This is a genomic window from Pseudomonas sp. Seg1 (genome assembly GCF_018326005.1).
In the GTDB taxonomy this organism is placed as follows: Bacteria; Pseudomonadota; Gammaproteobacteria; order Pseudomonadales; family Pseudomonadaceae; genus Aquipseudomonas.
In genome coordinates, this window is the sequence record NZ_AP021903.1 from 2,555,399 (window position 1) to 2,575,984 (window position 20,586).

Sequence of the window (20,586 nt, forward strand, 5' to 3'; positions counted from 1 at the left end):
GGCATGCGCCGCGTTTTGGGTGTATTCATTTCGTTGTGGGAGCTGGCTTGCCAGCGATGGCGGCCTTTAGGCCGACCTGGTTCTGGCGGGTGAGTCTGGTTTCAAACTGTGGGAGGGGGCTTGCTCGCGAAGGCGGCTTTAGAGCCGATCTGTTTCTGTCGGTTGTACTCCCCCCCTGTGAGAGCTGGCTTGCCAGCGATGGCGGCCTTTAGGCCGACCTGTTTCTGGCGGGTGAATCGGGTTTCAAACTGTGGGAGGGGGCTTGCTCCCGAAGGCGGCCTGACAGCCGACCTGTTTCTGCCGGTTGTACTCAACCCTTGTGGGAGCTGGCTTGCCAGCGATGGCGACCTGACAGCCGACCAAGCTCTGGCGGGTGAATCTTGGTTCAAATTGTGGGAGGGGGCTTGCTCCCGAAGGCTGCCTGAGAGCCGACCTGTTTTTGTCGGTTGTACTCCACCCCTGTGGGAGCTGGCTTGCCAGCGATGGCGGTCGGTATGGCGTAGCTGGTCATGAGTCATTTTTCCTTCAAATCCGGCGCAAAATCGACAGCTCTGGCGCTTCGGTGTGGCCGGTTTACTGGCGCTTGCGGGGCTGTCGGCTATAAAGAATGAGTGGTCAGGTCTTCCGTGGTCGGTTCGGTCGCGGGAGTTTGTCTCTCATTTTCGCGGGTCATCCTATGAACAATCTTGGGAAACGCGTGTGTTCGCCATTGTCGTTGGCTTTTTCCGTGGCGCTGTTGGCCGGTTGTGCCAGTCCTCCGCCTCCGCCCCCTGTAATGCCGCCTCCACCGCCGGAACGTACTTGCCAGGTCATCGAAAACACTGAGGTGTCGGGTGACATGTACGTCGACGAACAAGTCACTCGTCACACCACGACCACCCGTTGCGTCACTCAATAACGCCGGCGGGGCGCAGGTCTCGGGTTGAGCGGATTGTGCTGGTGGCCGATCTGCTCGGCACGGCGGTGTTTGCTGTGGAAGGGGCCATTGCGGCGATGCGCAGTCAGCTCGACTTGCTCGGGGTGATGGTGATTGCGTTTATCGTCGCGCTTGGTGGTGGGGTGACGCGTGATTTGCTGATTGGCGCCACGCCGCCGAACGCGGTGGCCGATTGGCGTTATCCGGCGTTGGCATTTTTCATGGGTGGACTGGCATTCGTGTTCCATGAACAGGTGCTGGGCTGGTCCGGGTCCACGCTGATCGTGCTCGATGCGGCGGGGCTGGCGCTGTTTGCCGTGGCGGGGGCGCAGAAGGCGTTGAATTTCGGCATTACGCCATTTGTAGCCATGCTGATGGGAACGATTACCGGCGTCGGCGGTGGGGTGCTTCGCGACATTGTGCTGGCGCGGATACCGGTGGTGTTGCAGGCGGATTTGTATGCCAGTTCGGCGTTTACCGGTGCGGCAGTGTTGATCATCGCGCGGCGCTGCGGTGTGCCGCCGGTCGCAGCGGCGTTGCTGGCAGGCGCAGCGTGTTTGCTGCTGCGCCTGTTGTCCGTGCATTTCGGCTGGCAGTTGCCGAAGGTCATTGACGCCTGAGTGTCAGACTTCCTCGATGCGCACCCAACGCTGCTCGCGCGCGGCGAGGCGAATCGCCGTGGCCAGACGCTCGACGGCCCAGGCCTGTTCGAAATCGGTGCCGCCCTGGTGGCTGCCGGCCAACGCCATCAGCACGTCATGCACCTCTAGCGTCTTCAGTTCGTTGTAGCCCAATTGATGACCCGGGGCAGGACTGAACGCGGCATAACCCGGCAGGTCGGGGCCGGCGAGCAGGCGCTGGAAACCGTCCTGTCCGGCGCGGAACAGACGCAGTTCGTTCAAGCGCTCCTGATCGAAGGTCAGGGTGCCGCGCGTGCCGCTGATTTCAAAGCTCAGGTGATTTTTGTAGCCGTGCTTGAGCCAACTGCTGCTGAACGTACCTCGGGCGCCATTGGCGAAACGCAGCAGCGCGTGGACTTGATCGTCGACGTTGATCGGTTTTTGCGTGGTGCCGTCGCGGCGTTGGGTGTGGACGGTGTGAGTGTCGGCGCAAACCGCTGTGACTTCGCCCACCAGATAACGCGCCATCGACAGCAAGTGACTGCCCAGATCCGCCAATGCACCGCCGGCATGCGCCGGGTCGCAGCGCCATGACCACGGCGAGTCGGGATCGGCCATGAAATCTTCGCTGAACTCATCCTGAAAGCTGATGATCTCGCCGAGTTCGCCGTCGCGAATCAAGTCATGCGCCAGCGTGATCATCGGGTTGTGCTGATAGTTGTAGCCGACCCGCGTCACCACTCCGGCGTCTCTGGCCGCCTGACGCATGGCGCTGGCTTGTTCGAGGTTCACTGCCAGGGGTTTTTCGCAGCACACCGCTTTGCCGGCAGCCAGGGCGGCCATGGCCATCGGGTAGTGCAGGTGATTGGGGGTGGTGATGGCGACCAGATTGACCTTGGGGTCATCGATCAATTGTTGCCAGTCGCTGTGATGGGCGGCAAAGCCCCAGGCGTCGGCACAGTGGCGGGCACGCTGCGGATCGGCGTCGGCGAGGGCGGCGAGGGTGAGTTTGAACGGCAGTTCGAACACTGCACTGACATTGCGAAACGCCAAGGCATGGGCACGGCCCATGAAACCTGTGCCGATGAGACCGATACCGAGTTCGCGCATAGCCGTATTCCTTGGATTTTTATTTTCAGGAAGGCTATTTATGGAATAAAAATTCTCTATATGCAAATTCTAGAATAAATATTCAACCCGTGCAGGCGCTGCCGAGGCTGCTCCTACATGGGTTGGTTGCGATCAGGACAGGAAGCCGCCGTCCACATTCAGCGCCACGCCGGTGGTGTAGCTCGACGCGTCACTGGCCAGATACAACACCGCTCCGGCCATTTCGCTCGGATCGGCCACGCGCTTGAGCGGGATCTGCGTCAGCGCCTGCTTGAGAATTGCATCGTTTTTCACCAGCGCCGAAGCGAATTTGGTGTCGGTCAGGCCCGGCAGCAGGGCGTTGCAGCGGATGCCGAACTGCGCGCATTCCTTGGCGAAGACTTTGGTCATGTTGATCACCGCTGCCTTGGTCACCGAGTAGATGCCCTGGAAGATCCCCGGCGAAATACCGTTGATCGACGCGACGTTGATGATGCTGCCACCGCCGTTCTCGCGCATCAGCTTGCCGGCTTCCACGGACATGAAGAAGTAGCCGCGAATGTTCACGTCTACGGTCTTCTGGAACGCGCCGAGGTCGGTGTCGAGCACGTTGCAGAACTGCGGGTTGGTCGCGGCGTTGTTGACCAGAATGTCGAGGCGGCCGAACTGTTCCTTGATCCCGGCGAACACCTGGCTGATCTGTTCCATTTCGCCGATGTGGCAGGCTACGGCGGTGGCCTTGCCGCCAGCGGCGATGATTGCATCGGCGACGTGCTGGCAGCCTTCGAGTTTGCGGCTCGAAACAATCACATGGGCACCTTGCTGGGCCAGCAGTTTGGCGATGGCTTCACCGATGCCACGGCTGGCGCCGGAGACGAAAGCGATCTTGCCGTCGAGGTCGAACAACTGAGTCTTGGACATAGGGGTTCCTTGGTGTGGGCCGTCAGAGGCTCGATTTTGCAATGACCTGCAAGCTCATCTGCTCCAGCAGTTTGTTCATGTGAATGAACTGCGCGAAGCGTTTGTCCTGGGTCTGGCCGTGATAGAAGCGGTAGTAGATCTGCTGCACGATGCCGGCCAGACGGAACAGGCCGTAGGTGTAGTAGAAGTCGAAATTGTCGATCTGGATGCCGGAGCGCTCGGCGTAGTAATCGACGAACTCGCGGCGCGTCAGCATGCCCGGCGCGTGGCTCGGCTGGCGGCGCATCAGTTGCACGGGCGCCGGGTCGCCGGCCTCGATCCAGTAGGCGAGGGTGTTGCCCAGGTCCATCAGCGGATCGCCGAGGGTGGTCAGTTCCCAGTCGAGCACGCCGATGATCTGCATCGGGTTGTGCGGGTCGAGGATGACGTTGTCGAAGCGGTAGTCGTTGTGGACGATGCTGGAGGTCGGGTGGTCGGCCGGCATCTTGTCGTTGAGCCACGCCTTGACCGCTTCCCAGTGCGGCGCATCCGGGGTCAGGGCTTTTTCGTAGCGCTCGCTCCAGCCTTTGATCTGGCGGGCGACGTAGCCTTCAGGCTTGCCCAGATCACCGAGGCCACAGGCCTTGTAGTCGACCCGGTGCAGTTCGACGAAACGGTCGATGAAGCTTTTGCACAGCACTTCGGTTTTTGCCGAATCCAGGCCCAATTCCGGCGGCAGTTCCGAGCGCAGGATGATGCCGTTGACCCGCTCCATCACATAGAACTCGGCGCCGATCACCGATTCGTCGGTGCAATGCACGTAGGCTTTCGGGCAATACGGAAAGCCATCGCGCAGTTGATTGAGAATGCGGAATTCGCGGCCCATGTCGTGGGCGGATTTGGCTTTGTGGCCGAACGGCGGGCGGCGCAGGACGAATTCCTGCTCCGGGTATTCCAGCAGGTAAGTCAGGTTCGACGCACCGCCGGGAAACTGGCTGATCACAGGTAAGCCGCTCAGGCCCGGAATGTGCGCTTTGAGGTACGGATCGATCAGGCTGGCATCGAGTTCTTCGCCAGAGCGGATACGGGTGGACTGGTCAGTAAGCGCCATGCTTATCCCTTCTGCTTATTTTGGAGGCCAGACATCATTGGCTAATCTAATGGCGCGCTCGGGCAGCCACAAGCGCGGGTCGGTCTTATAGGTTAGCGTGTTGCACGATAATCACCTTTGGGAATGTGCGCGGCGGGCCGTGGGCGACTAAGGTTTAGCGGGTATGCCGTGTCCACGCAGGAGTCGTGAAATGGGCTGTCCGCAAGTTTGTGCCACCGCCACATTGCAATGCAGCTTCGGCGCCGCCCCGGCGATGCTCAACGTGCTGCCGGTCAACCGCACGCTGACCGGCGGGATGCCGGCGGCGAACATCATGGATCACATTCCGCTGGTTAATATCCTGCCGTTCGGCGTGTGCATGAGCATGGCCAACCCGATGGTCGCCGCAGCCACTGCGGCAGCGCTGGGCGTGTTGACGCCGATGCCGTGCATTCCGGCGACGGCCACGCCGTGGATTCCCGGCGGCGCGCCGACGCTGCTGCTTGGCGGGATGCCGGCGATCGACGCCAACAGCACGTTGATGTGTAACTGGGCGGGGGTGATCAAGATTGTGGTGCCGGGGCAGATGCAGATGCTCATTCCCTGAAATCTGTGCTGAATGTGCGGGCCTCATCGCGGGCAAGCCCGCTCCCACAATGGTCGATGGTGTTCACAATATTGCATTCACAACACAAACCCTGTGGGAGCGGGCTTGCCCGCGATGAGGCCAGTCGATACAAAACAAAAACTTCAAGCCTGCTGCGGATCCGCCCACCGGCGGAACCACCAACGCACCCGCGAAATCGGTTTGCCATCCGCGCCCAACGGCCGCCCATCCTCGGCAAAACCTTGCTCTGGCTCCAGCAACTGGCCATTCACATAGCGCGCCTCCACCGCCGTTTTCCCGTTCGGATGAAAGCGCTGATAGCGCCCCTCACGCACGCCATCGCGATAAAACTCCGCCTCCGCCACTTGCCCATCCGCGAAGTAATTGAACGCCTCGCCATGCAACAACCCGCGCCGGTACGTTGCCTTGCGCTGCAAAAAACCTTCAGGCGCAAAAAAACTCGCGACGCCTTGCACCTTGTCGCGCACAAACGGCATCTGCGCCGAGACTTTGCCGTTGGGGTGATAGAGCAGCGACATGCCCTGCAACTCCCCGTGGCTGTAATTCAGATCGGCCTGTTTGCGCCCGTCATCCTTGATCTGCAAGGCACCGTCGAGCTGACCATCCTGCAAACGGCCCTTCATCTGTTTGTCATCTTGCTGCAAATCCAGCGGTGTGATTGCCATGCCTGCTCCTTGTCAGTTGACCTGCACCAGGCCGCCCTTGATGGTCAGCATGCCGCCGCCGTCCACGGTCTGCGAGGCCGCGCCCTTGTTGGTCAGGCTGATACCGGCGTCGTTGGTCAGCGTGGTGCCAGCCTTGTTGTCCAGTGAAGTCCCGGCCTGATTGGTCAAGGCAGTTCCGGCCTTGTGGGTGATCGAAGTGCTGGCCGAGGTCGCCAGATCGGCGCCGCTCTTGATCGTGAAACTGCCGCCGCTTTGCAGGGTGAGGGTGCCGCTGACCTTGATCGTCAGGTTGCCGTCCACCGTCAGGCTGTAATCGCCGGTGACCTTGTCGGTGTAATTGCCGCCGGTGCTGTGGTTCTGATCGGCGCCAACCTTCACCGTGCGGCTGTCCTTCACATCGAGGCTGTCGCTGCCGGTCTGGATGGTGACGCTGCGTTTGCCTTTCTCCAGGGTCACGGTCTCGTCGCCATCCTTGACCGTGCGAGTGCGGGCATTTTGCACGGTGAGGGTTTCGTCATGGCCGACCGTGGCGGTCGTGTCGTTGAGCACGTTGATCTTCAGGTCTTTCTGCGCCTGCAAGAACACCTCTTCAGCGTCCTTCTTGTCCTCGAAACGCAACTCGTTGAAACCACCGCCACCCTTTGACGACTGGGTCTTGATCCCCGACTGCGTCTGATTGGCCGGCAGCGCATAGGGCAGGGCGTTGTCACCGTTATAGACGCAACCGGTCACCAGCGGCCGATCTGGATCTCCGTCGATAAACGTCACGATGACTTCCTGACCGATGCGCGGAATGAACTGCATGCCGAACCCCTTGCCACTCCACGGCAGCACCACGCGCACCCAGCAGGAACTGGTTTCATCGTTCTTGCCGTCGCGATCCCACGGGAACTGCAACTTGATCCGCCCGTATTCGTCGGTCCAGATTTCCTCACCGGACTTGCCCACCACAATCGCGGTTTGCGGATGCATGCGCGGTTTGGGGGTGGTGCGTGGCGGGCGGAACGGAGTGGCTTTGGGGATTGCTTCGAAGCGGTTGCGATAGCTTTCGTGGCTGGCGTCATGGGTCACCCGCGTCACCACCCAATCGATGTTCAGGCTCGCATCGTCATGGCCGGCGAGGGTGAACCAATGCCCGGGAATCAACCAGCGACAGTCACTCTCGCCGACAAAGCGTTTTTCCTCACTGCGCAAACCGTCGACGCGTCGCTTGGTCAACGTATCGCCGCGTGCCTTGGCGTTGTAACCGCCGGGATGCTCATAGATCGAACGCGGCCCGGCCACCGCTTCGGCCTGGCCATACAGCGATGTGGTCGGCGTAGTGAATTCGTAATCCGTCGCCCGATATACCCCGGCGACTGCCTGCAAACAGACTTGTCCGGAGCGGATTCCGTGCAGTTCACGTTCGCCCAATCCTTGCCCCAGATAACTGACTTTCGGCCCGTTGGGGATCGGCACGAAAGCGTCGTTGCTGTCGCCGAGCACTAGCGTGTGTTTGCCGTCCTCGTGGGTGAAGAACCAAAAGATTCCTTCCTCTTCCAGCAGTCGCGAGACGAAGGCGAAATCGCTTTCGCCATACTGCACACAGTATTCACGCGGGGTGTAGCTGCCGGTCAGCGAGAGTTTGAAATCGGTGAAGCCGTGGGCCTTGAAGATCGTCGTGACGATGTCCGAGGTGGCGAGGTTCTGGAATACGCGGTTGTTGCTGGCGAGGGTCAGCCACCAGAGCCAGGGTCTAAGCACAAGCTGATAGCGTTCGGCAGTTGAGTCGGCCGGGAGCTGGCGGATCTCGGCGACCAGCGCGTCGAACGGGCGCAACTGCGCGTCGTTGTGCAGGGTAGTGGTGACGTGAGTGGCGATGGCGCTGCTCAGGGTGAGAGTTGCACCGTCGTTGAGATTGTTAAGAATTTGCGTGCCCAGCATGTTCAGTGCTTCATCGCCGGACAGTGACTCAGGGAATAACGCTGACGGCGAAGTCGCGGTGAGGGAGAGACTGGTGTTGCTGTCGGTGGAACGTGGCATGGGGTGGTCTCAATGGCTAAAACATTGAACTGCCGTCAACGGGGGCGGGGCCGAGCGACGGTGATACCGAGGCACCAGTCGATACCGGAGCCAGTAATGGAGGGGAACCCGAGGATGTCGAGGGAGAAGACGGCACAACACCATAGGTAAAAAATACCGGGAAATGATCACTTCTTACGGACATGCCCAGGCAGATTTTCTGGATGACGGTTGTGCGGTGCCTGACTGACTCTCCCGATACAACGGTGTTAGCACTGCCTTCGCAAACGGCGCTCCATTTCTCCAGTTCATGTACATAGGCATAGTCCAACAAGCTTAACTGTGCTGTTGGATGCCGAGGTTTTGCATCGATGGCATGGTTCCATTTGTATTCTTCTTCAAAATATTTTTTTGGCGTGAGATTAAGGAAGTGGCCAAACTCCTGCATGTCTCTTAATTCTCTGCTGGAGGAACTCACGTCATCACTCAGGATGCTGACATGTGTATACCCCGCACCTGTTGGCGTGAGTTTCTGCATTTTCATTATTGCGTCAGGCTTGCCATCAGTGGGTACGTTCAAATCGCCACCAAAAAAAACCAGTTTGACCCTCATGCCCTGAATGTAATTTATTGCGTTGACGATATTTCCCAGTGCCACGCAGGACGCGTTTGCATGATAGAAGCCATAACATAAATCGGTAGTTTTATGGTGAATAAGTAATGCTCCACGTTGCTCTTTGTCATCCAGTGGAACATGTTCTGAAATGTCGGTAAATTCACTGGCAATCGCGTTCTTTACAAAAACGATTGAACCCAATGTCGTGATTTTGTTTTTTGCGCTCTCGGGCTGAAGGATGCTTACTGGACTGTAATGTGCAGTCAGGTCCCTCACTAATTGGGTGTTGGCTGCGCCCGATTTACCTGTTTCGAACAAGGCGAAGATATCGGGCTTTCTTTGCTCAAGGTAATAAACCAGAAAGGCAAGTTTTTCTCTGTAAGCCTCGGATAGCGTCGAATTCTGTTCGTCGAAGTGTTGCGCGTTCCAAGTCATTATCGTGAGCGGCATTTTGATTTCTCACTTCGTTTTGTCAACTCGACGCACAGGTTGTGTATGCCGGCCTGCTGCGATTCTGAATTCCAATTGGCTCATTTATGGTGTCTCATTTGTAATGGGCAGTGGGTTGGCCACTTCCTGCAGGTTGGCAGCGGCGTTATCGATCAAACTGATAAACTTGGAGTTTTCAGGGTCTGGAAAGTAATAGCGGTGTAAATTGGGCACCGGCTGAGGGGTTGTTATCAACCGTGCCAGAAAACCAAAGCTAGAAGTAGGTCTGGATGAGAAGCCGAACAAATAAGAAGAACAGAAAGCGAAGAACTGGGAGTTGTTTATTTTCAAGAAAAAAATAGTAGCAGCCACAACTGACGGCATCGAGATGTGCACCTCTGCGACGACGACCTCTTCAAATGCGTTTCTTTGGTGGCTGTTACCTTTTTCGCAGTATGAGTTAAAATCGATGCTGGCAATTCTGGTTGTGCCCGGTAAGGGGGCAACGAGGCATTTACCGTTATTGTCATGCGTAAACAGCAAGCCATTATTAGCCTTGTCTACGCGCGCGACACAACCGCAAAAACCTCCTGATATTACGACTGTACCTATCGGCGCATCATAGGGGACCAGGCAGGAACCCGTTCCAAGGGTGCCATTGGTGGACTCGCCATTTGCATAATGAAAAACATACCAAGGACGGGTGCTGACAGCTCCTTTCGCCTTAATCATTATTCCATTACCTTCGGGGACGCTGATTTCTATTCCTCTAGGGACACTGACTTGCCCGTTGAGGCAAGTAGTTGCGTTGGGTGAAACATCGTCGGTGTCTTGGGTCAGTAAAATGGCTTTGCTTTTCAACAGGCTGTGAATGTTGGGGATGTTGAAATTTGTCGACAGCAAGGCATTCAGATGATTGAGCGCATTTGCCAGTTCTGTTTCTTTAGTGTCGGTGTGCGTATTTAACATAGTTCATCCTTGATTTTATTTGCACAGAACTGGAGGTGTCGTTTCTGTTACTCCAGCACCCACTCCGCCAACTTCCCCGTCACCTGCGTCATCAACACATTCTCGACATCCCGCGCACCCGCCGCGCTGCATTTGGCGAGCACCGCTTTCACAATTCCTGAATCAAACTCGAACTGCTTGCCGGTCGCGGCTTTATAGCGACCGCGCAGTTTTTCCAACTTGGCCAGCACAATCCCTTCCAGCGTCGCCTCGTCCAGCGGTCGATAGGCAACCACGGTCATGCGCGCCAGAAACGCCGGGCGGAAGGCTTGCAGGAGGACTTTGTGCAGTGCTTCGTTGAAGGCTTCCGAGCCGAGTTGCGCCACGGGCGTATCCAGTAAAAGCTCCGCGCCGACGTTGCTGGTGGCCAACATCACGGTGTTCTTGAAATCCACCACCAGACCGGTGCCGTCCTCCATCAAGCCTTTGTCGAAGACGTTGTAAAACGCCTCCAATACATCCGGATGCGCCTTCTCGATTTCGTCCAGTAGCACCACCGAGTAGGGCTTGCGGCGGACGGCTTCGGTCAGTACGCCACCGCTGCCGTAACCGACATAACCGGGCGGCGCACCTTTGAGTTGGCTGACGGTATGGGCTTCCTGATATTCCGAGAGGTTGATGCTGATCAGGTTGCGTTCGCCGCCATACAAGGCGTCGGCCAGCGCATACGCGGTTTCGGTTTTGCCGACACCGGTCGGGCCGACCAAGAGAAATACACCGACTGGCTTCTGCGGGTCGGTCAGTCCGGCGCGGTAGGCCTGCAAGCGCTGAGCGATGGTGTTGAGCGCGGTGCTCTGGCCCATCACCCGTTGGCCCATGCGCGCACCGAGGGTGCGCACGGCGTGGGCTTCGTCGGCGAGCATCTTGCCGACGGGGATGCCGGTCCAGCCTGCGATGACAGCGGCGACGGTTTTGCTGTCGACCTGTTCCGGCACCAGCGGATCGTCCTGGCGAATCGCATCCAGTCCAGCCTCAAGGCGCAGTAGTTCGGCGGCGAGATGATCGATGCGACTGTCGGTGGCTTCATCGGGTTTATCGCTGTCGGCGCGCTCGCTCAACGCCAGTAACTCGCGACGGGTTTCGAGCAGCTCGCGCACGGCGACACGCTCTTCACCCCAACGGGTTTCCAATTCGCGAATCGCTTGCACGTTGCTGGTCGATTCGCTTTCCAGCAGGGTAATTCGCTCACGGTGATCAAGCCCTGTGGCCTGTTCACGGCGCAGGCGTTCGACTTCATCCTTGAGGCTGTTCTGCCGGTGGCGCAGGCTTTCCAGCGGAGGCGGTACGTCGTGCTGGCCGAGGGCGACCCGGGCGCACGCGGTGTCGAGGACGCTGATGGCTTTGTCCGGCAACTGGCGGCCGGAAATGTAGCGGTGCGAAAGTTTCACCGCTTCATGGATCGCCGCGTCGAGCACTTGCACGCCGTGGTGCTGTTCGAGTTTGGCAGCCACCCCGCGCAGCATTTCCACCGCGGTGATTTCATCCGGTTCTTCGACCTGGACCAGTTGAAAACGACGGGCGAGGGCCGGATCTTTCTCGAAGTATTTTTTGTATTCCATCCAGGTGGTCGCGGCGAGGGTGCGCAGTTCGCCCCGGGCCAGCGCCGGTTTGAGCAGGTTGGCTGCATCGCTGCCACCTTCGGCGCCACCCGCACCGATCAGGGTGTGGGCTTCGTCGATGAACAGGATGATCGGTTTGTCGGCGCTGCGTACTGCGTCGATTACGCCTTTCAAACGCTGTTCGAATTCACCTTTGACCCCGGCACCGGCCTGCAGCAAGCCGAGGTCAAGCACGCGCAAGCTGACTTCCTGCAACGACGGCGGCACGTCGCCGGCGGCGATGCGCAGGGCCAGACCTTCGACCACGGCGGTTTTGCCGACGCCGGGTGCGCCAACCAGAATCGGGTTGTTCTGGCGGCGGCGAAGCAGGATATCGATGCACTGACGGATTTCGCCATCGCGGCCAACGATCGGATCAATGCGCCCGGCGTGGGCGTCGGCAGTCAGATCCTGGGTGTATTGGTCGAGAACCGAATCCTGTCGCGGTGCCGTACCTTTAGACGTGGCGGTTCGCGCACCGACGTGTTCGCGAGAGTTTTCTGTCCACTCCAGCAGATTCGCGCGCAGGGCCTCTTTGGGAATTCGCAGCAACGACGAAGCGCTGTTGAGCAATAGACTGCGGCGCTCGTCACGGTCGATCAACGCCAGCAACAACAGCCCGGAACGGATGCTGTCGAGCCCCAGCACACTGGCCTGCACCACCGCATCTTCGAGCAAGCCCAACGTGTGCGACGACAGTGCCGGCGTGCGCGTACTGCCTGCCTTGAACAGATCCAGAGCCTTGTTGATCTCCACCGTCAGCGCATCGCGTTCCAGGCCGAAACGCGGCAGCAAAAAGGCAAAATCGCCACCCTCGATGTCGAGCAGTTCCAGCAACAAGTGTTCGATCTCGACAAAGTGATGCCCGCGTTGCAGACAGCGTTGCGCGGCGCGTTCGAGGGCGCGGCGGTTGTCCGGATTGAGGCGTCCGATCAGGCTGGCCAGTTCCATTTCAGGTGATCTCCAGCTGACGAAGACGGGTTTCGATGCGTTGCACAGCGAGGCTGGCCTGACGTTGCAGGCCGCCATTCCAGCTCAGCAGGGCGGGGGCCTGACGGCCGAGTTTCATTGGCCCGGCACCGCGCACCAGCAGCACCAGTTTGACGTCCAGATCCGGACCGAAATACAGCGCTGCAAGGCTCGCCAGTGCCGGGTGCGCTTCGCCGTCCGGCAGAAAACGTCCGGCCTGCGTCGAGGACAGTGGCCCGAGTGTCAGGCGAATACCCGCGTGTTCATCCCAGACGCGCTTGCCGGCAACGGCCGTGCGTCCGAGTTGCAGATTGCGCCCGCCAGCCTTCATCAGGCTGCGGCTGGCCAAGGGGATCTCGCGCCAGGCACCTTCGTAAGCACTGAGTTCGACCGGCACTTCAAACTGCTCACGCACGATCGCTGCGAACCCGGCCAGCGAGCGGCGGCCATCGGCAAACAGCGCCGTACACGCGAGCACCGCGCAGTCAGGAATCGCCTGGCGTTCCTGCAAGGATTTGGGCAACAACCCGGTTAGCGCGCGCAGTTGCGCCTGCACTGGCGAGGCGCCCGGCGTGACAAAACCCAAGGCGATACGGTGCTTGCGCATCACCTTGTAAAGCAGGCTGAGCAGTCGATGCTGGAACAGATCGAGGAACTCGGCCGGCGCATGATCCTTCGCTCGCGCGCGCTGTTGCAGCCATTCCTGATAGGCGTAGGGCAACGGCCCGTCGGGACCGCCGAGGCCGAAGATCGGCGTGTCGAGGGTCAGTGGTTCGCCCGGCGCTTCCTGCAGATTCTCAATCTGGCTGGTCGCAAACACAGGCGTCAGCGGCCCGCGCAGTTTCAACGCTTCCGCTTGTGGCGAGGTGCCGCTGCCGAGGGATTCGGCTTGCGGTTGTTCGCGCTCCAGCAACAGCAACGCCTGCAACAACTCGAACGCCTGCGGATCGCGGCGCAGACGCTGGCTCAGGGTCAGAGCGACAGGGGCATGCCGGCTTGCGGTTGCCATGCCTTGACCTCCTTGTCGGCCTGCATCAATACCGTGCGCACAAAGCGATTGGCCGTGGCGTACACCGAAAAGAATTGCGCCAGCACCGCCGAAAACAGCACCGCGCTGCTGCCGACAAAGTGCTGCGGATCAAGCTGCAGTTGCACCTCCAGCCCATTGCGCCAACCGCGCCAGGCATCGACGCCGACATGGCCGATTACCCGTTCGCAACTGATGCTCAGCAAGCCGTCTATCTGGCGTAAAGCGCTGGCTTCATCGCGCAGGTTGTGCAGATGCAGAATCTCTTTCAGTGCATCGAGCGCCTGCGGGCCTTCGACCAGCGATAGATGATTGAGGGTCAGTTGCGACACCAGTCGCCAGCGCGAATCACCGTCCAGGCGCGGCAAACTTTGTGGGCTCGGTGGATTGCGCAGACGTGCCCAAGCCACCGGGCCGGGACGCTCAAACCCTAGCGGCGTACCGGCGGGCAGACTTTGCGCCAGGTGACGATTGGTGCACAGCAACTCAGCGGTCAGGCTGTAATCGGGCAGATCGGTCTGTGGCTCGAAACGGGTGTCGACCACGCTCACCAACAGATCGCTGCCGAGCCGGTTCGGGGTCATACCGCTGACCCGTCGGGCATGCCAGTAACGCTGTTGATCACCGCCGCTGTGCTGGCTGCCGTAATAGGCCGGCAGCCGTTGCACGCCGGCGCCGGAACTTGCGCGTACGCCGCGAATGCTGTGAATCTCGACGCTGTTTTCGCGGTGGCTGTCGGCGATCAATCGGTACTCGCTGCGGGTGCCGTCAGGGCGCAGCGGTTCGGACGTACGCGGGAACAGATTGATGACGGGCGCGCAGCCGAGAACGATATCGCTAGCCTGCAAATGCAGGCGACTGCTCGGCGCGCGATCAAAAACGATGTACAGATACAACGTCTGACTGTCGCTGGCTGCACCGCCCAGCGGCAGATCGAAGAAGTGGAATTTCTCAGGGCATGCGAAGTATTCGGCGAGCAGGCGCATGCCGGGATGTACACCGTCTTCGTCGGGCAACAGGACCTCGTCTTCGGCAAAACCGACGATGTCAGGCAGTCCCTTCAGTGCCGTGGGAACGCTGCCCGGCGATCCGGCCAGCACCTGCACCGTATGCGCACCGAGCAGGTCATACAGGCTGGCGTTGATCACCGGCGAGGCCGCGAGATGAATGCGCAATCGGTCGATGCCCAGCTCCGACCATTGAGTGTCGCCGAGGCAACGCAAACTCAGGCGCAATGCCGAACGCGCCTGCGCGACAGCGGTCAGTGCCTGTGCTTCATCGCTGCCAAGCAACAGGGCTTCGGTCACTTCGATCGGCCACAAACGTACGGCGGCACTGGTGCGAAAGTGGATGCTTTCGCCTTTGCTGGTGGTGACAAACAACGGAGTGTCGCGGGGCAGGGGATAGCCGCCGTCGAGCTTGCCTTTGCTCGGGTCCGGCTCGAACTGGACGATGGCGCACGACGGCAACGGGCGCATGGCCAAGGGATAAAGCTGTTCGAGCAGCGCATCGCTGAACTCGGCGTAGTCGTCATCCAGGCGCCGTTGCAGACGCGCGGCCAGCAGCGCAAAACCTTCCAGCAAACGTTCGACATGCGGGTCGGGACATTCGCCGGGTGACAGTTCCAGGCGTCTGGCGACTTTCGGATAACGCTCGGCGAACTGACTCCCGGCATGCCTGAGCCACGTCAGCTCACGTTGGTAGTAATCGAGCAGTTGCGGGTCAATCGAGTCGCTCATGACGTACCTCCAGCCCTTCGCCGCCGGGTTCGATGACGAACGCCACTGGCCAACGCTGCAAGCCGCTGCGCAGTTCGCCCAGCAAGCGAATGCTCAACCGTTGCGGGTGGTCGGGCAGGGGATTGACCTCAACCTCGCCTAACAACAGGCGAGGTTCGAAATGGGTGATTGCTTCGCGGATGTCTCGCGCCAGTCGCCGGCGGTCATCGCTGCGCTGCTGTTGCAGGGCGCTCCAGTCGGCGATGCCGTAATCGATCACGCTGGGTGGTGTGGTGAAGGTGCGCGAGCCACGGCGGGTGTTGAACAGGCGCGCCAACTCGGCAAGCACCGAGTCGAGCAGATCCTGCTGGTCGAACGCCTGCACGGCATCGTCCTCGCTCCAGGCAAGGCGTTCGAACAGTGGCGGGAGAATCCCGGTGCCGGCCATGGCTTATGCGCCCGGTCAGCCGGCCTTGTTCGCCGCCAGGTCCCACACGGTGCCCGCCGTGCCTTCCTTGGTGCCGTCGTCCTTTTGCGCGGTGAGTTCCCATTTGATCTTGGTGAAGTTCAGCGACAGGGTTTCCACCGGTTTGCCGCCCGTACCGCCGCTGACGCTGACGTTGGACAGCACCACGTTGTTGAGGGTGTAGATGATGAAGGGCATCAGTTGCCCGCTGCCTTCAGCGGCGTTGCGGCCGATGGTGATTTTGGCTTCAGGGATCGGTTTGCCCGCGCAGCAATAGCTGTTAAGCGTGGGGGTGGAGCTGTCGACAAATTTGGTCAGGGTGAATTCGCCGATATGCGGTTTGCCGGAAGTGCGCTCCGAGTTGCTGACGTCGTTGGTCACCTGCATCGCGACGTTGTGGCTGTAGGACATGACTTCGATCTTGTCCGTATAACCCTCGAGCAGGCTGTCGCCTTTGATGTCGCCGCCGAGGTCGAGAATGATTGCATCCATCGCTTGAAACTCCTGAAGAAAATCACGTTAGGCAAATTGGCCTGAGCACTAATCACTGAGCAGTGAACCTGTGGCGAGGGGATTTATCCCCGATGGGTTGCGAAGCAGCCCCAAAAAATCAAGGGCCGCTGCGCGCCCCATCGGGGATAAATCCCCTCACCACAGGTGTTTCAATGGTCTGGAGAGACTGGCTCCCCCACCACAGAGAGGCATTCACTCAAATATTGCTGCGATCAGGCCGCAACCGGTGGCGGCAACGTCGCCACCAGACGAATCGACGCCGTCAACTCCTCAAGCTGAAAGTGCGGCCGCAGAAACACCGTCGCCCGATACGCACCGGGCTTGCCGGCCACTTCGGTGACATCCACCCGCGCTTCCCGCAACGGGTACTGCGCCTTGATTTCCTGCGGGGCGTTGTCGTTGATCAGCACGTAGTCGGCGATCCAGTTGTTGAGGTAGGTCTGCACGTTGTCGCGGGTCATGAAACTGCCGACCTTGTCGCGCATGATCACCTTCAGGTAATGGGCAAAACGCGAGGCCGCGAGCACGTACGGCAACATCGCCGAGATCCGTGCGTTGGCATTGGCCTCGTTGGTGTTGTAGACCTTGGCCTTGTTGGTGCTCTGGCCGCCGAAGAACACCGCCACGTCGCTGTTTTTCTTGTGGCACAGGGCGATGAAGCCGAGGTCGTTGAGTTCCTTCTCGCGACGGTCGGTGATCGCCACTTCGGTCGGGCATTTCAGCGACAGGTCGCCGGAGCTGGTGCGGAACGTGTGCGCTGGCAAACCTTCGACCGCGCCGCCGCCTTCAGCGCCACGAATCGCCGCGCACCAGCCATATTTGGCAAAGGCTTCGGTGATGCGTTGCGACAAGGCCCACGCGGCGTTGCCCCACAGGTATTTACTGTGGTCGGTGCCGTTGACGTCTTCGACATAGTTGATGCCTTCCACCGGCGCAGTGTCAGGGCCATAAGGCAGACGCAGAAGGAAGTGCGGCAGCACCAAAGACACATAGCGCGAATCTTCGCTTTCGCGGAACGAGCGCCACTTGATCAGCTCCTGGCTCTCGAAGACTTTCGACAGATCACGCGGTACCGCCAGCTCGGTGAAGCTGGTCATGTCGAACAGGCGAGGGCTGGCGGCGGCAATGAACGGCGCGTGCGCTGCGGCGGCTACGTTCGACAGTTTCTCCAGCAGGCCGATGTCCTGCGGATGCCGGCCGAAGGTGTAGTCGCCGACCAGCAAGCTGAACGGGTGGCCACCGAAGGTGCCGTATTCCTCTTCGTAGATTTTCTTGAACAGCGCGCTCTGGTCGAATTCGACGGCTTTTTCCAGGTCGTTCTGCAGCTCTTTCTGGGTGACGTTGAGCAGGCGCAGTTTCAGCCGGGTACTGGTTTCGGTGTTCTGCACCAGCATGTGCAGGCCGCGCCACGAGGCTTCGAGTTTTTGCAGGTCGGGGTGATGCAACACCTCGTTGAGCTGGGCGCTGATCAGTTCGTCGATCTGGCTGATGCGGTCGTTGATCATCGCCACGGTGTCCTTGTCGATGGCCATGCCTTCGTCAAGAACCTGGGTGGCGAACTCCGCGAGCATGTCGCGGGCGTAATCCTGCTGACTGTCATCGTGGGCCATGCGGCCCTCGGCGATGATCCGGTCGAGCAGGGATAAAGTTTCGGCTGCAGCATTTTCGCTGGCTTGATTCTGGGCGGCGGCGGGCATGGTGAGTTCTCCCCTCGATTAAGTGGACGATCAGGCTTGCGGTTCGGCCGGCGCCTCGGCATCAGCTGCCGGGGTAGCGGTGTCCGGGCGGGCCGATTTGATTTCCTGCAGGCCTTCGGTGTTGGCGATGACATCGCGCAACAGCTTGTCCAGGTCATCGTTGCCGTCGAGCTTGGTCAGCAGATCGCGCAGACGCTGGCGGGCCTCGAACAAACGGCGCAGCGGCGTGACTTGCTCCACTACCTTGACCGGGTCGAAGTCGTCGATGTGTTTGAAGTTGAGTTCGATATTGAGCTTGCTGTCGTCGCCGCTGAGGGTGTTGTTGACTTGCAGCGTGGCGCGCGGGCCGATCGAGGCGAGTACCTCGTTGAAGTTGTCGCGGTCGATTTCGGTGAAACGTCGTTCAGTCAGTTTTGCCAATGGCTCGAGCGGTTTACCGGAGAGGTCGGCGAGGATCCCGACCACCAGCGGCAATTCCTTTTTCTCGATGGCGTTGCCGATTTCGACGTCGTAGGTGATTTGCACTCGGGGCGGACGCACCCGGTCGAGCTTGTGTTGAGTACTTTCTGCCATGACGGCGGACTCCGATGCGATGAGCGGGCGCAATGCATCGGGGTGGCCCGTTCATCGCTTTCCCTTGCTGGACCGTAGGTTAGAAAGGGAGGCAGATGACCTGTCGTTCCTTTGACAAACCTTCCTCATTCGGCTGTAGGAACCGAACTACCCAAGACGCTAGAACAGGTCTATAAAAATGCAAGGAAAAACATTTTTGGACAGATTCGGGAAAAGGAAAATTCATTTTGTGTAGACGACTTTTTCTAACGTGGGTGTTGGCGCTGCTGGCGGGCTGTTCTTTCTTCGGGCCGAAAGTCGACCTCGACAGCCTGACCCTCGACGTCGCGCCCAAGGCCAATGACGACACACCGATTGCCGTGGATTTCATTGCGGTCAACGACCCCGATCTGCTCAAGCAGTTGTCCGGCATCAGCGCCAGTCAGTGGTTTGCCGAGCGCGAGCAGTACCAGCGCGACTATCGTCAGTTGATGAGTGTATGGGGACTGGAGCTGGTGCCGGGGCAATTCATCGACCGCCAACCCTTCCCGCTGGGGGGCAAGAAGGCCTCTGGACTTTTAGTCTTCGCCAGCTATAACACTCCCGGAGCGCACCGATTGCGCCTCGATGATCAGAGTGAGGCCTGGCTCAAATTCGACAGTCGTGAAATGAGTCTGGTCAGCCAGAAAAACTGAAACACACCGCTCGCCGCCGGCTGGCGGCAGGGTCGAAAGGAGTCGTATGAGTCTGCTACCTGACGCGGTTTGCTGGCACGAAGGCATGCAATTGCTGCCGCAGCATTTTCAGTTGCAAGGGCTGCGAGCCGAAGCGCTCGGTGCGCATCTGGCGCAGGCGTGTAATCCATGGTTCTGGGGCGTCAGCCACATGGAGTTCGACCCGTCGGCGCTGAGCGCCGGCGTGGTGCGGGTGTTGTCGCTGCAAGGGACGATGCCCGACGGTTTGCCGGTGGATTTGCAGGCGGGTGTCGGGCCGACGCTGGAACTGGATGTCAGTGCCGCAATCAACGCCACCGACGATGCCACTGTCACCGTGTATCTGGCGATCAGCCCGATGTGGCGTGCCGGGCAATTGCTGCCGCTCAAGGGCCGCTTGCAGTCGGTGGTCGGCGAGGCGTTGCCGGATCTCACCAGCGGTGAATTCCCCGAATCGATCACCGTGTGGCGACCCAATCCACGCCTGTGTACGCAACTGAACAAAGCCGATTCAATCTGCCTGCCGCTGCTGAAAATCCGCAAGGAGGGCGGCGGCTTTCTGCCGTTGGCGTACACGCCGCCAACGCCGGTCCTGTTGCCGGAATCCGTGCTCGGACGCCGCATCGCCGGGCTCTGCGCGCGGGCGCGGGAAAAATGTCTGTTTCTCGGTGGCCGTTTGCGGCAGGCGCAACAGGCTGGCAACCAGGACGATGCCCTGGAAATCCGCCGCCAGTTGACCGCGTTGTGGGCGCGGCTGCCGGAAGTCGAAGGCACGCTGAACAGTCGCATCGCGCACCCGCAAACCTTGTATGTGCATTTGCTTGGCCTCGCCGGCGCGTGGTCGGCACTCGACCCACTGGCCGGCGTACCGGCGTTCGCACCACTGGATTTTCTTGAGCTGCAGCGCGGTTATGACGCTGTGCTGCAATGGCTGGAAACCACCCTCGAACTGATCCGCGCCGGCTATCGCAGCCTGCCGTTCGAACGCGGTGAGCAGAGCTTTTCCATTCAGTTGCCGGACGAACAACCGAGCCAGCGTCTGGTCGTCGGTCTGCGCATGCCCAACGGTGCCAGCGAGCAAGCGGCGATCGACTGGTTGCGCGGCGCGATCATCGCCTCGGCGCCGCACATTGCGTTGCTCAGTCGCCAGCGCATGAGCGGCCTGGCCCATCAGGCCATGAGCCGCAGCGAGCAGGTGGCCTACAGCGTCGGCGAAGACACGCGACTGTTTGTGATCACGGCCGAGGGCGCCTGGTTCGACGCGCAACTGCCGCTGATGATCGCCGCCCCCGCTGCAAAGCTGACCAGCAGTCCGTGGCAAGTGGTGCTGTTTGTCGCGCAGAACAGTGAAAGTGCCTGATCACACAAGGA

The 20,586-nt window shown here is 59.9% G+C and carries 18 protein-coding genes; 4 read left to right on the top strand and 14 right to left on the bottom strand.

Annotated features, from left to right (window positions below; all coding sequences use genetic code 11):
• The first annotated feature begins 939 nt into the window (after positions 1 to 939).
• Positions 940 to 1,536, top strand: coding sequence for a trimeric intracellular cation channel family protein (locus tag KI231_RS11340; RefSeq protein ID WP_249412120.1), 597 nt, complete (start codon positions 940 to 942; stop codon positions 1,534 to 1,536).
• Between the two features lie 3 nt (positions 1,537 to 1,539).
• Here the strand turns inward: KI231_RS11340 and KI231_RS11345 are convergent, their stop codons facing one another.
• The 3 genes from KI231_RS11345 to KI231_RS11355 form a co-directional block, all read right to left on the bottom strand.
• Positions 1,540 to 2,646, bottom strand: coding sequence for a Gfo/Idh/MocA family protein (locus tag KI231_RS11345; RefSeq protein ID WP_213028278.1), 1,107 nt, complete (start codon positions 2,644 to 2,646; stop codon positions 1,540 to 1,542).
• A gap of 132 nt (positions 2,647 to 2,778) precedes the next feature.
• Positions 2,779 to 3,546 carry an SDR family oxidoreductase gene (locus tag KI231_RS11350; RefSeq protein ID WP_041480848.1) on the bottom strand — a complete coding sequence of 256 codons (768 nt, stop codon included), beginning with the start codon at positions 3,544 to 3,546 and terminating at the stop codon, positions 2,779 to 2,781.
• A gap of 22 nt (positions 3,547 to 3,568) precedes the next feature.
• Positions 3,569 to 4,636 (bottom strand): phosphotransferase family protein, encoded by a 1,068-nt coding sequence (locus tag KI231_RS11355; protein WP_213028279.1) that lies wholly within the window; start codon positions 4,634 to 4,636, stop codon positions 3,569 to 3,571.
• A 190-nt stretch (positions 4,637 to 4,826) separates the two neighbouring features.
• Between KI231_RS11355 and KI231_RS11360 the strand changes: the two genes are divergently transcribed.
• Complete coding sequence (locus tag KI231_RS11360) at positions 4,827 to 5,222, top strand: DUF4280 domain-containing protein (RefSeq protein ID WP_103303324.1); 396 nt, start codon at positions 4,827 to 4,829, stop codon at positions 5,220 to 5,222.
• Between the two features lie 143 nt (positions 5,223 to 5,365).
• Here KI231_RS11360 and KI231_RS11365 read toward each other — a convergent pair whose 3' ends face one another.
• The 11 genes from KI231_RS11365 to tssB form a co-directional block, all read right to left on the bottom strand.
• Positions 5,366 to 5,908, bottom strand: a complete 543-nt coding sequence (locus tag KI231_RS11365) for a toxin-antitoxin system YwqK family antitoxin (protein WP_213028280.1) — start codon at positions 5,906 to 5,908, stop codon at positions 5,366 to 5,368.
• 12 nt (positions 5,909 to 5,920) lie between these two features.
• The gene (locus KI231_RS11370; RefSeq protein WP_213028281.1) at positions 5,921 to 7,930 is read right to left on the bottom strand and encodes a type VI secretion system Vgr family protein; all 2,010 of its coding nucleotides are present in this window, start codon (positions 7,928 to 7,930) and stop codon (positions 5,921 to 5,923) included.
• Between the two features lie 16 nt (positions 7,931 to 7,946).
• On the bottom strand, positions 7,947 to 8,975 hold the full coding sequence (locus KI231_RS11375) for an endonuclease/exonuclease/phosphatase family protein (RefSeq protein ID WP_103303327.1): 1,029 nt from the start codon (positions 8,973 to 8,975) through the stop codon (positions 7,947 to 7,949).
• A gap of 84 nt (positions 8,976 to 9,059) precedes the next feature.
• A complete protein-coding gene (locus KI231_RS11380; RefSeq protein WP_213028282.1) occupies positions 9,060 to 9,923 on the bottom strand; it encodes a hypothetical protein in 864 nt (287 codons plus the stop codon).
• 47 nt (positions 9,924 to 9,970) lie between these two features.
• Positions 9,971 to 12,511: a type VI secretion system ATPase TssH gene (gene tssH, locus KI231_RS11385; protein WP_213028283.1), complete on the bottom strand. Its 2,541-nt coding sequence runs from the start codon at positions 12,509 to 12,511 to the stop codon at positions 9,971 to 9,973.
• Position 12,512: 1 nt separating this feature from the next.
• Positions 12,513 to 13,538, bottom strand: coding sequence for a type VI secretion system baseplate subunit TssG (gene tssG / locus KI231_RS11390; RefSeq protein WP_213028284.1), 1,026 nt, complete (start codon positions 13,536 to 13,538; stop codon positions 12,513 to 12,515).
• A complete protein-coding gene (gene tssF / locus KI231_RS11395; RefSeq protein ID WP_213028285.1) occupies positions 13,502 to 15,295 on the bottom strand; it encodes a type VI secretion system baseplate subunit TssF in 1,794 nt (597 codons plus the stop codon). The genes tssG and tssF overlap by 37 nt, the downstream gene beginning before the upstream one ends.
• Entirely contained in the window at positions 15,279 to 15,722 is a 444-nt protein-coding gene (gene tssE / locus KI231_RS11400) for a type VI secretion system baseplate subunit TssE (RefSeq protein WP_213028286.1), read from the bottom strand. Before tssE ends, tssF begins: the two co-directional genes overlap by 17 nt.
• Positions 15,723 to 15,737: 15 nt before the next feature.
• On the bottom strand, positions 15,738 to 16,232 hold the full coding sequence (locus KI231_RS11405; RefSeq protein WP_103303333.1) for an Hcp family type VI secretion system effector: 495 nt from the start codon (positions 16,230 to 16,232) through the stop codon (positions 15,738 to 15,740).
• Between the two features lie 233 nt (positions 16,233 to 16,465).
• Entirely contained in the window at positions 16,466 to 17,950 is a 1,485-nt protein-coding gene (gene tssC / locus KI231_RS11410; protein WP_103303334.1) for a type VI secretion system contractile sheath large subunit, read from the bottom strand.
• Positions 17,951 to 17,980: 30 nt separating this feature from the next.
• Positions 17,981 to 18,523, bottom strand: coding sequence for a type VI secretion system contractile sheath small subunit (tssB, locus tag KI231_RS11415; RefSeq protein ID WP_064117633.1), 543 nt, complete (start codon positions 18,521 to 18,523; stop codon positions 17,981 to 17,983).
• Between the two features lie 227 nt (positions 18,524 to 18,750).
• On the opposite strand from tssB, the gene KI231_RS11420 reads away from it, so the two are divergent.
• Together KI231_RS11420 and tssK are read left to right on the top strand one after the other, a co-directional pair.
• Positions 18,751 to 19,197 carry a type VI secretion protein gene (locus KI231_RS11420; protein WP_103303335.1) on the top strand — a complete coding sequence of 149 codons (447 nt, stop codon included), beginning with the start codon at positions 18,751 to 18,753 and terminating at the stop codon, positions 19,195 to 19,197.
• A gap of 46 nt (positions 19,198 to 19,243) precedes the next feature.
• Positions 19,244 to 20,575 carry a type VI secretion system baseplate subunit TssK gene (gene tssK, locus KI231_RS11425; protein WP_213028287.1) on the top strand — a complete coding sequence of 444 codons (1,332 nt, stop codon included), beginning with the start codon at positions 19,244 to 19,246 and terminating at the stop codon, positions 20,573 to 20,575.
• Positions 20,576 to 20,586 lie beyond the last annotated feature (11 nt).

What these genes read in the sequence shown, in the direction of transcription:
- tssE (WP_213028286.1), bottom strand. Translation starts at nt 15,722, where the DNA reads ATGGCCGGCACCGGGATTCTCCCGCCACTGTTCGAACGCCTTGCCTGG.
- tssG (WP_213028284.1), bottom strand. Translation starts at nt 13,538, where the DNA reads ATGGCAACCGCAAGCCGGCATGCCCCTGTCGCTCTGACCCTGAGCCAG.
- KI231_RS11365 (WP_213028280.1), bottom strand. Translation starts at nt 5,908, where the DNA reads ATGGCAATCACACCGCTGGATTTGCAGCAAGATGACAAACAGATGAAG.
- KI231_RS11355 (WP_213028279.1), bottom strand. Translation starts at nt 4,636, where the DNA reads ATGGCGCTTACTGACCAGTCCACCCGTATCCGCTCTGGCGAAGAACTC.
- KI231_RS11405 (WP_103303333.1), bottom strand. Translation starts at nt 16,232, where the DNA reads ATGGATGCAATCATTCTCGACCTCGGCGGCGACATCAAAGGCGACAGC.
- KI231_RS11375 (WP_103303327.1), bottom strand. Translation starts at nt 8,975, where the DNA reads ATGCCGCTCACGATAATGACTTGGAACGCGCAACACTTCGACGAACAG.
- KI231_RS11360 (WP_103303324.1), top strand. Translation starts at nt 4,827, where the DNA reads ATGGGCTGTCCGCAAGTTTGTGCCACCGCCACATTGCAATGCAGCTTC.
- KI231_RS11350 (WP_041480848.1), bottom strand. Translation starts at nt 3,546, where the DNA reads ATGTCCAAGACTCAGTTGTTCGACCTCGACGGCAAGATCGCTTTCGTC.
- KI231_RS11370 (WP_213028281.1), bottom strand. Translation starts at nt 7,930, where the DNA reads ATGCCACGTTCCACCGACAGCAACACCAGTCTCTCCCTCACCGCGACT.
- tssK (WP_213028287.1), top strand. Translation starts at nt 19,244, where the DNA reads ATGAGTCTGCTACCTGACGCGGTTTGCTGGCACGAAGGCATGCAATTG.
- tssH (WP_213028283.1), bottom strand. Translation starts at nt 12,511, where the DNA reads ATGGAACTGGCCAGCCTGATCGGACGCCTCAATCCGGACAACCGCCGC.
- KI231_RS11380 (WP_213028282.1), bottom strand. Translation starts at nt 9,923, where the DNA reads ATGTTAAATACGCACACCGACACTAAAGAAACAGAACTGGCAAATGCG.
- KI231_RS11345 (WP_213028278.1), bottom strand. Translation starts at nt 2,646, where the DNA reads ATGCGCGAACTCGGTATCGGTCTCATCGGCACAGGTTTCATGGGCCGT.
- tssB (WP_064117633.1), bottom strand. Translation starts at nt 18,523, where the DNA reads ATGGCAGAAAGTACTCAACACAAGCTCGACCGGGTGCGTCCGCCCCGA.
- tssF (WP_213028285.1), bottom strand. Translation starts at nt 15,295, where the DNA reads ATGAGCGACTCGATTGACCCGCAACTGCTCGATTACTACCAACGTGAG.
- tssC (WP_103303334.1), bottom strand. Translation starts at nt 17,950, where the DNA reads ATGCCCGCCGCCGCCCAGAATCAAGCCAGCGAAAATGCTGCAGCCGAA.